The sequence below is a fragment of the Protofrankia sp. Cj3 genome (assembly GCF_917627355.1).
Taxonomy (GTDB): domain Bacteria; phylum Actinomycetota; class Actinomycetes; order Frankiales; family Frankiaceae; genus Protofrankia.
In genome coordinates this window covers 18,456-28,199 of the sequence record NZ_CAKJTR010000010.1, presented here as the reverse complement: position 1 = coordinate 28,199, position 9,744 = coordinate 18,456, and the positions used below count along the sequence as shown (strand labels likewise).

The window sequence follows — 9,744 nt, the reverse complement described above, 5'->3', positions numbered from 1 at the left end:
GACGAGCTGGCGCCAGCCCCGAGCTGGCCGGCGCTCATGCCCCGGCCACAGACGGGCCACTGGCCGAAGCCGGATTGGGTGGCGAGCTTGAGCGCGGCCTCGTCCTGGGTGCTCGGGGAGGCGCTGCTGGGCAGTCCGGTGTAGCCCAGGCTCTGCCAGGTGCTCAGCGAGAACTGGTATGCGCCGTAATAGCCGTTGCCGGTGTTGGCCGTGTAGTCACCGCCGGACTCGCACTGGCGAAGCCCCTCCCACGTGGTGGCGGCGCTGGCCGGCTGTGACATCGCGATGCCACCACTGATCGCCGCGAGCAGGGCCGGGGTCAGCACCATGGCTCGGGTACGGACCCGGGCCCGGCGAATTCCGCGATGTCGGCCGCGAGAACTTGTACGGGACATATTGGTAATGCCCTTCCCCACGCCTGCGAGGTGAGCTGTCGGGTTCGGGCTGGGACTGCCCGGCCGTTTTCACGGCTTCACCCCGAGGACGCCTGGTATCGACGCCCGGAAGTGGGTCCCCCGTTCCTGCCGCAAGTTTGGTTTTCGTCGGGCGCGGGCAGGATTCGGCGTGCCGCCCGACGTGTCCCCGCCGTATCGACGGGCACGGCGCAGACCATAACCAGCATCGCTGGTGGCTGAACAAGCCGTGAATGCGCTTCGTGACTATGCGCACATCGGGCTGGGTGCTCTTGCCGTATCTCGAGATCGGCTGCTAACGCACGCCGGCGCGCGCTCATCACTTTCCAGCGGCGGAAACCACGGGCAGCGGCGGGGTGGCCACCGTGCCGCAGCTGGCCCGAGTAATACCGCGTGCACCCGGACAGGTTGTTTGCGTAGCCCGCGGCGCCGCATCGAATTCGGGTTCCCAGCACTCATAGCGGGCGTTCACACGACATCGTCCGATGCATTCTGGGGGAACCTGTTTTGAATCTTCTGTCCGGGCGGTCGACAGCGTCGACAGCTGTGATTCAAAACAGGTTCTACGACGGGGAAGGACAGGGCGGCATGGACCGGTGTGGTTGGGTACGAGGATCCGGTGGTGGCCGAAGGAGGCGCGAAAAGCGATGCTCGCGCCTCCTTCGGCCGGTGAGCCGGCCGGCTCAGCCGGTGAGCGAACGCCCGGCGGAGCGCAGGTCCTCGCAGGCCCGCACGACGCGGGCGGCCATGCCGGTCTCGGCCGCCTTGCCGTAGCTGCGGGGGTCGTACTGTTTCTTCACACCGACCTCGCCGTCAACTTTCAGCACTCCGTCATAATTCTTGAAAATATGGTCGACGATCGGCCGAGTGAACGCGTACTGAGTGTCGGTGTCCACATTCATCTTCACAACGCCGTAGTCCAGCGCTTCGCGGATTTCGGCCGGGTCGGAGCCGCTACCGCCGTGAAACACCAGGTCGAACGGCTTGGTATCGGCTGGCAGCCCGAGCTGTCGCGCGACATACTGCTGTCCGTCCCGAAGGATGCTTGGACGGAGTTTCACGTTGCCCGGCTTGTACACACCGTGTACGTTTCCGAAGGTTGCGGCGAGCATGTAGCGGCCCCGTTCGCCGGTGCCGAGAACCTCGGCGGTTCGCCACATATCCGCTGGTGTGGTGTAGAGCTTCTCGTCGATCGCGCCGACGACCCCATCCTCCTCACCGCCGACGACGCCGATCTCCACTTCCAGGACGATCTCAGCCTGGTGGCATTCGATCAGGAGAGCGTCGGCAATCTTGAGATTTTCCTCGAGTTCGACCGCCGAGCCGTCCCACATGTGTGACTGGAAGAGGGGAGGCCTTCCTTCGCTGAGAACCCGTTCCTTGGAGATCGCGAGCAGCGGACGCAGATAAGTGTCGAGTTTGTCCGCCGGGCAGTGATCGGTGTGCAGGGCGATATTGATCGGGTAGGCCTTTGCGACATGATGGGCGAACTCGGCGAGCGCCTGGGCGCCGAGGACCATGTTCTTCACCCTGGTGCCGGAGAGGAAATCGGCGCCACCGGTGGAAACCTGTACGATGCCGTCACTGCCGGCATCGGCGAAGCCCTTCAGCGCGGCGTTCAGGGTCTCGGACGAAGTAACGTTGATCGCCGGGTAGGCGAACGCCTCGGTCTTGGCCCGGTCAAGCATCTGCGCGTAGACGTCCGGGGTGGCGATGGGCATGGGTCTGGCTCCTGTGAGCAGTCGGGTTGCATGTCTGTCCGGTTGGTAATGAACTGATTTGTTCGGCAATCATGGGCGGGAAGCCGCACGATGAGTATGATGAGCGGGTCATCGGGGCGGGCGGGACCCGTGAGTGTGGATGGCCCGTTCGGCGCGGCGCTCTATGCTGGCATCTTCACGCTCGTATTCGTCGACAGCGGCGTCCTTATCGATATCGATTTCTGGCTGCCTGGTGACACGATCCTGTTCGTTGCCGGTCTGCTCGCGGCAGACCCGCACACGGGCATGTCGCACAGTGCGCCCACGTCCGGGATCGTGCTGGCCGCGACCGCTGGCGCCGTAGTCGGTCATGTTACCGCGCCGAGGTCTGGCGGGCCCTGTCTCCAACGGCGTCACGGCCGGATACGTGCCTGTGCTGATGCCCTCTACCAGGGCTTTGGCACTCTGGCCCGGCTTGCGGCCCGGTTTGTCCGACGGATGCGGACGTTTGCCCCTGGGCGTGCGGGAGCGGGCACCACGGCTGGATTGCCGGCGCTGCCGCGATGTTCCCGGTCGCGATGTTCCCGGTCGAGGCGGGGCGAGGCGGCGGTTGAGTTCCAGCGTCGTCGGTATCGCGGGCGGGCCCGTTCCGGCGCTACCGGGGGTAGCTGGCCTGGGCCGCTGGTCGCTTATCCGATACGGCGCGTCCTCGGGCTCCTCAGGCACAGCGATACGCTGGCCCGATCTGCTCATGACTATTCGGTCAAAAGCGATATCAGATGGCTCGCCATGCCTAGTACTCGCTACCCTTGTCCCTGCTGGAGGGGATGCGGAGGGGACACGACGCGGGGGGGACCGACCATACGGAAGGTTCCATGGATCGACATCGCAGACATCGCCGTTCCCGGCAGGGCTGGTCCGGTGCTGTCCTGGCAGTATTCGTTCTTGTTCTTGCCACGACCGGGCTGCTTCTGACTCAGCTTGTCCACGGGGGAGGGCCCGCCGCCGCGGACAATTCGACTGCCTCCTCGGCCCTGATGTCGTCGACATCACCGGTTGAGCTTGCGGCTCAATCTGTATCGCGGCAGATTGTCGACCGCGGCACGGTCAGCGGGACCGTTCAGATTCGCACCGCTGTCCCAGCCGACGCGCAGACGTGGGTGGCCTACGTTCTGCGAGGGCCCGGCACGATCGTCCGGGTGGCGCCGGTTGCCCCATATGAGATCAGTCTCGATACCCGTTCGGTACCTGACGGCATATACACCTTGAACGAGGCCGTGTTCAATGGATCGCGGACCCCGTGGGTACGGACGAGCCGAATGCGGATCATTAACACGCCCGCACCGGCAAGCACCTCGGACGCACATGCGTCGCCCGCACCGGCGATCATCCCGTCGCCGTCGTTCGTGCCGAGCCCGCAGCCGCGGTCCGCGGCGGGCGCGCAGGCCACGGTGACAGATCCCGCGCGCACGGCCGCGCCGGCCATACCGGTCGCCGCCACCGAGGCGGCGCCGGCAGACCCGGTATCCCAGGTGGTAACGCTTACGAACACCGAGCGAGCTAAAGCTGGCTGTGCTCCGCTGACCGTTGACTCCAGGCTGACAGCCGCGGCCCAGGCGCACAGCGATGACATGGCCACCCACAATTACTTCAGTCACACAAGCCAGGACGGCCGGACGCCGTTCCAGCGTATGGCCGCCGCCGGGTACCAGTTCTCGATCGCGGCCGAGAACATCGCGGCTGGGCAGCGCACTCCCGCTGAGGTCATGACCGGCTGGATGAACAGCGCCGGGCACCGTGAGAACATCCTTAACTGCTCGTTGAAGCAGATCGGCGTCGGCTATGGCGTGGGGGGCAGCTACGGGATGTACTGGACGCAGGATTTCGGGACGCCCTAGGAGTCACCGAGCGGGGCCGGGGCGCACGCACCCCAGCCCCGCGTGGCCGCGTCCCCTGTTACCAGTCGCTTTTAACGTATATTTCGCTGCTTGTCGGGCGCTGGCGTACGCCGCATGATGCCGGCAATTGCGTTCGGACGGTCACAGCCATCGGTTCTCAAAAGCGGTTACTCTTGGGTGCCGATCACGTAGGGTCGATATCATGCGACTGGAGCGACCTGTCGACGCGTTGGGCGTGACGGTGCGTTAGGTCTATCTAGTGGATCTTGATGGATCCGGGTGTGTCCGGGCCAGGGAACCCGGTGGATCGTGAACCGATCTTCCGAGAAAGTGGATCCCCGCGGTCTGTGTTTCACCGGGTGGACCCCAGGGGCGAGAGGGGGCGACGTGGTTCGTGCGGTGGTGACCGGCGCTGGCGGATTCATCGGGGACGCGGTTGCGCGGGAGTTCCGGCTACGCGGCTACGACGTCGTGCCGGTAGACGTCCGTCGCGGTCCCGGCATCGTCGTGGCCGACGTCACCCATCCGGGTGACTGGGAGAAGCTCCTTGTCGGAGCGGATCTTGTCGTGCATGCGGCAGCGGTCGGGACAGGCGGCGGCGGCGAACTGACCGCGGTCCGCGCTGGCGTGCCGAGCCGGTCGGTTCCGCTTACGGACGGTGAACTACGCAGGATCACAGTAGCGGGCACGGCCAGCGTCCTGGACGCATGCCAACGTGCTGGTGTCGGCCGCGTTGTCCACATTTCCTGCGTGAGCGTGCTGGGCGGCTCCTTCCCAGCCGAGGCTGACGAGGCCGTGCCCGTCACCATGACAGGCCTGGCGCGGGCTGACGCGCTGGCCGCGGCCGAGCACACGGCAATAGCCGCGGCCGCCCGCGGTCTGGCGGTGACGGTGCTGCGGGCCGGCGACGCGTACGGACCACGGGCGGGCAGATGGACCCTGTGGCCGTTGCTGCTGCTGCGGGCTGGCCGATTCGTTCTGGTGGACTCTGGCCGGGGCGTGCTGAGCCCGGTCCACGTCGACGACCTTGTTTCGGCGATCGCCGCGGTAGCGGACTCCCCGGCGACGGTAGGTGAGATCCTGCATGCCACCGGTGGCACGGGCATCGGGGCAGCCGAGTTTTTCGGCCGGTATGCGCGGATGGCGGGCCTGCCGCTGCCACACTCGGTACCCGCGGCGCTGGTTCGTAGGCTCGACTCGGTCGACCGGCTGCTGATCGAGCGTGGGTGGTTGTCCGGGCGGGTGAGCTCGCGCCTGCATCCTCGATCTTATGTTGATCTTGGCCCCCTTGCGTTGACGGAGCTGACCCGAACGGGTACCTACTCGATCGCAAAGATCAGACGCCTTGCCGGCTGGCAGCCCCGCGTTGGCCTTGACGAGGGGATGGCCCGCACGGAGGTACTGCTCAGAGAGCGGGGACTGCTCGGCGTTGCGGAGCCCGCCAGCCGTGGGTGAGGGGCCGGCCCTGACGACATCCAGGCTGCTCGCGCTTCCCCTGACGGTGTGGAACGCGGGCTTCGTGGCCGAGGAGCTGGGACCGCTGCTGGCGGGTGCGTGTCTGCACCGGGCGCAGGGGATCGCTGTCGACGCGGCGGGCGATCCGACCGCCGCGCTACGGCGGGACCTGCGCCGCCGAGCCGGTGCGGGTCGCGGTGTGATGACGTGGACGGTGCGCGGTGACGACTCAGCGGCTGTCGGGCTGCTGGCGGTGGACGCCATTGACCGGCGTGCCCTGGTGTCGGTGTCCATCGGACGTCCCTACCGGCGTCGGGGGTATGCCACCGAGGCGCTGCGGGCGCTGGCCAGTTGGCTGGAGTTCCGCGGTCCGGTAGTCGTCGAGAGCCGGGTGCGGGTGGGTGACCGCACGGGTGAGCGGCTGGCTGTGGCGACCGCGTTCGTGCCCGCGGACATAGTGCTGGCGGATGGTTGGCGGGTCTGGTTCCGGCCGCCACCTCCGTAGCGTCACCACTGTCCGGGCGGCACGGTCCTGTTCTCATCGTTTTCGTAACTTAGAGTTATCTAACTGGCCCCGATGTTTACCTCGCCGCAGGATGCGGCACCATAGATGCGATGTCGCGAATGGGACGGTGTGGACCAGTCGCCCAGCTCGCGCGTCCGTGTCGGTTGGTCATCGGCGCGTGTCATGGATGGGGGACCGTACGGTTGGCGCGAAGGCGCCTGGGAGGTTCTCAGAGTGAGCGTGGAAACTCATCGTGAAGTCGCACTTACGAACAGTCCGGACGAGGCAGGTCCAGTGCGACCGCGCGGGTCCGAGGTCACGTATGATCATCTGATTATTCCGCCGCATTGGCGCCGTTCGGACGAGTCCGGGCCAGGGGCGTACAATCCACTGTTCCCGGATGATCCGTGTATCGATCCGCATAATCCACAGACCGGTCCCATCACGGGCGCCATGACCGGCCCTCTGCTGGTGGGTACCACCGCTCGTGCGTTCGCCAAGCTCGACGACCTGGTCCGCCTCAATGCCGACGACCGCGCGGTCATCGACGCCCGGCGGGATGACGCTGAGCAGGCCCTGCGGGCGATCTTCCCGCCGCGCTGCGCGTTGCCTCTCGTCGGTGTGGCGACCATCGGTTCCGCGGGGCGTGACACGATGATCCGCCCGCTGGACGAGGTTGACATCTTCGTCGTGTTCAGCGCCGCCAACAGCGCGTGGAAGCGCTTCCGCTGGGACTCACGCGACCTGCTGCTCTGTGTCCGTAACGCGATCGGCGGTGACCGCATCCAGACGATCGGCACGCGTGGCCAGGCCATGCGCATCGTCTACAACTCAGCCCCGGACGTCCATCTCGTGCCCGCCTTCGACCATCCGCGGGCTGGTTATGTCATGCCGGACTGTGTGGGCGGATGGCTGCCGACCCGCCCTGAGCGGCACGCGAGCTGGATGGCGGACGCGGGCCCGCGGGTCGCCTCGGCGGTTCGGCTGCTCAAGGCGTGGAATCGAGTCTGTGGTAGCCATCTGCGTTCGTTCCACCTCGAGGCGCTCGCGGGCAAGGTTCTGATCAACCGTGGGCTCAACACCCGGCAGGCGCTGGCGGAGGTCTTCAGGCACATCGAAACCAAGGGATTCACCGCCTACGACCCGGCGGAGGTCGGCGGTGACCTGTCGACGTACCTGCAGCCGGGCGACTGCGACGCCCTTGCGGAGTCGGTGCGTTTCGCCCGTGCCCATGCTGATGACGCTGTTGAAGCGGAACAGGCGGGCCGGCACGAGGATGCTGTCAACCTGTGGCGGCAGGTATTCGGGCCGGAGTTTCCGACTTTCGGTTAGGGGCTTTCGCGGATATTGGCAGCAGAGTCCCTTCGCGACCGCGGCACGTCCGTGATGGCGGATGCCGCATCCCGGGGCGTGGTCACGGCGTGCTCTGTGTGCCCCAAAGCCCGACCAGGACCTCGACGTTGTTGATGGTCGGTGGCAGAGCCGGCGCCGGCTGTTCCGGGCCGGTCCGGCGGTAGCGTCGCCAGGCGACTCGGCCACCAGATCTTCGGGCCGATGTCGAGCGCCAGCGCGGGGACGAGGATCGAGCGCACCACCAGGGTGTCGAGCAGCACGCCGAACGCCACCAGAAAGCCCACCTCGGCAAGCTGCACCAGCGGCAGGATGAACAGTACCGAGAAGGTGGCCGCCAGCACGACTCCCGCCGAGGTGATGACGCCGCCGGTGACGGCAAGCCCGTGGCGCACTCCCGGCTCGGGGCCGATTCTCTCAGCTTCTTCCCGAACTCTGATCATCAGGAAGATGTTGTAATCGATTCCCAACGCTACCAGGAAGATGAATCCCAGCAGTGGCAGGGAGGGATCGGCACCGGCAAAGCCGAACAGCCAGTCGTACGCGAGCGCGCTGGCGCCGAGCGCGGCCAGGAACGACAGCACCACGGTCGCAATCAGCAGTAACGGGGTGACCACGGCCCTCAGCAGCAGCCCGAGAATCACGGCCAGGACACTCAGGACCACTGGGATGACGACCCGCTGATCGCGCACGGAGGCGGTGCGTACGTCCAGATTCACGGCGGTGGTTCCGCCGACCAGCCCGTCCGCACCGGGTATCGCGTGGACGGCATCCCGGAGCTGTTTAACCGCGTCGAAGGAGGCCTTCGTGTCGGGCGGCGGCGAGAGAATAGCAATGAACTGGACCAGGTTCGCTCCGCGCCCGTTTTCTTCGGCAGCGGTGACCGCGGGATTTCCGCGAATGGTGGCAAGGACGTCGGCCGCGGCCGAGGCGTTGGCAATGATGTATGCCGGCGCGGTCGCGCCAGCCGGGAAACTGCGCTGGGCGAGTTCCTGACCTACCACGGAGTCCACCGGTCCGGTGAATCCCTGATCCCCACGTAGGTTCGTGTTCAGATGTACGGTCGCGAACGCCAGCCCGGTCAGTACCAGCGTGGCCGCGATCCAGACCCGGCGAGGCCGCGCGGCGATTCGAGCGCCGGCCCGTGACCAGAAACCGGGCTCCTCGACCGCTCCCGTGCCGTACCCGGGGATGAACGGCCAGAACAACCGCCGGCCGCACGCGACAAGCACGGCCGGGAGAAGCGTCATTATCGTCACCAGCGCCGCGGCTATACCGATGGCTCCCACCGGGCCGAGACCTCGGTCGGAGTTGAGGTCGCCCAGTAACAGGCACAGCAGGCCCACGATGACGGTCGCGGCGGAGGCGACGACTGCCGGCCCGGCCCGGCGGATAGCGACCCCCATTGCCTCGTGCGCACTTTCGTGCCTGGTCAGTTCCTCTCGGTATCGGGCAATGAGCAGAAGCGCGTAGTCGGTGCCGGCGCCGAATACAAGCACCCGTAATATTCCGGCGCTCTGCCCGTTGACGGTCAGCTCGCCGTACCTGGCCGCGAGATAGGTCAGGGCGGTGGCCACCTGGTCGGCGATGGCGACCGACAGCAGCGGTGCCAGCCACAGGAAAGGGCTGCGGTAGACGATGAGGAGAATGACCGCGACAACCCCACCGGTGACGAACAGCAGGGTGGTATCGACACCGCTGAACACGTCGTAGGAGTCCGTCAACAGACCGGCTGGTCCGGCCAGCCCTGTCTGGAGCCCAGGCGGCGCGGCAGTGCGTACGATCCGGCGGATCTCCTTGACGTCATGGGTGAAATCCACAATGTCTGACCGCTGCGCGAGGCTGATGCTCAGCAGCAGCGCATTGCCCCTGGGGGACGGGATAGGCCCACCGATCGGGATTACGGAGAACCTTTGGAGCTCGTGACCGAGCGCCTCCACCGTTGCCCGGTCGGCGGAGGTCAGTTCAGGATCACGGGCGAAGACGACGATCGCCGGTACGGCGTCCCCGCCCGGCAGAAGCCGCTGGGCCGTGAGCACGCGGGTGGATTCGGCTCCGGCGGGCAGGAAGGCCGCGGCGTCGTTCTTCTGCGCGTCGGCCAGTCTGGACGCGAGTGGGCTGACGACGACCGTAATAATGATCCACAGCAGGAGGGCGGCCCACTTGAGCCGTGGCCGGGCCGACCACGCGACGATTCTCCAGGCTCTGTCCACCAGCATCCCCGCCTCCGGTCCCAAGCAAGGATGTTCGCAGGAAGGCCGCCTGAGACGGAAGCGATACGGCGGGCGCGCCAGCGTGACGGGTTATCAAGGTTTTCGAGCAGGCGGCATGCTGTACCCGGCGGCGTGCCCGCCGGAAAACCCACGCGGGGGCTGCCCCAGCGCAGGGCGGCCGCCTGGGTGACGACGGACTCTCAGCCCCAT

Annotated in this window: 7 protein-coding genes and 1 riboswitch; of the genes, 4 read left to right on the top strand and 3 right to left on the bottom strand. The window is 66.7% G+C overall.

Annotation, left to right across the window (positions count from 1 at the left end; all coding sequences use genetic code 11):
- Together MJ783_RS02590 and fbaA are read right to left on the bottom strand one after the other, a co-directional pair.
- Positions 1 to 395 (bottom strand): transglycosylase family protein (locus MJ783_RS02590; RefSeq protein WP_239308288.1); only part of this gene is annotated, 395 nt, incomplete at its 3' end.
- Positions 396 to 400: 5 nt separating this feature from the next.
- A riboswitch (cyclic di-AMP (ydaO/yuaA leader) is annotated at positions 401 to 575 on the bottom strand.
- A 521-nt stretch (positions 576 to 1,096) separates the two neighbouring features.
- Positions 1,097 to 2,134: a class II fructose-bisphosphate aldolase gene (gene fbaA / locus MJ783_RS02585; RefSeq protein WP_239308287.1), complete on the bottom strand. Its 1,038-nt coding sequence runs from the start codon at positions 2,132 to 2,134 to the stop codon at positions 1,097 to 1,099.
- A 1,139-nt stretch (positions 2,135 to 3,273) separates the two neighbouring features.
- Here fbaA and MJ783_RS02580 point away from each other — a divergent pair.
- From MJ783_RS02580 to MJ783_RS02565, 4 genes are all read left to right on the top strand, one after another.
- Entirely contained in the window at positions 3,274 to 4,011 is a 738-nt protein-coding gene (locus MJ783_RS02580) for a CAP domain-containing protein (RefSeq protein WP_239308286.1), read from the top strand.
- Positions 4,012 to 4,398: 387 nt separating this feature from the next.
- The gene (locus MJ783_RS02575) at positions 4,399 to 5,466 is read left to right on the top strand and encodes an NAD(P)-dependent oxidoreductase (RefSeq protein ID WP_239308285.1); all 1,068 of its coding nucleotides are present in this window, start codon (positions 4,399 to 4,401) and stop codon (positions 5,464 to 5,466) included.
- Positions 5,459 to 5,971, top strand: a complete 513-nt coding sequence (locus MJ783_RS02570; RefSeq protein ID WP_239308284.1) for a GNAT family N-acetyltransferase — start codon at positions 5,459 to 5,461, stop codon at positions 5,969 to 5,971. Before MJ783_RS02575 ends, MJ783_RS02570 begins: the two co-directional genes overlap by 8 nt.
- A gap of 234 nt (positions 5,972 to 6,205) precedes the next feature.
- Complete coding sequence (locus tag MJ783_RS02565; protein WP_239345384.1) at positions 6,206 to 7,303, top strand: nucleotidyltransferase; 1,098 nt, start codon at positions 6,206 to 6,208, stop codon at positions 7,301 to 7,303.
- Here MJ783_RS02565 and MJ783_RS02560 read toward each other — a convergent pair.
- A complete protein-coding gene (locus MJ783_RS02560; RefSeq protein ID WP_239308283.1) occupies positions 7,300 to 9,540 on the bottom strand; it encodes an MMPL family transporter in 2,241 nt (746 codons plus the stop codon). The two genes, MJ783_RS02565 and MJ783_RS02560, sit on opposite strands and share 4 nt — an antisense overlap.
- Positions 9,541 to 9,744 lie beyond the last annotated feature (204 nt).

What these genes read in the sequence shown, in the direction of transcription:
- fbaA (WP_239308287.1), bottom strand. Translation starts at nt 2,134, where the DNA reads ATGCCCATCGCCACCCCGGACGTCTACGCGCAGATGCTTGACCGGGCC.
- MJ783_RS02560 (WP_239308283.1), bottom strand. Translation starts at nt 9,540, where the DNA reads ATGCTGGTGGACAGAGCCTGGAGAATCGTCGCGTGGTCGGCCCGGCCA.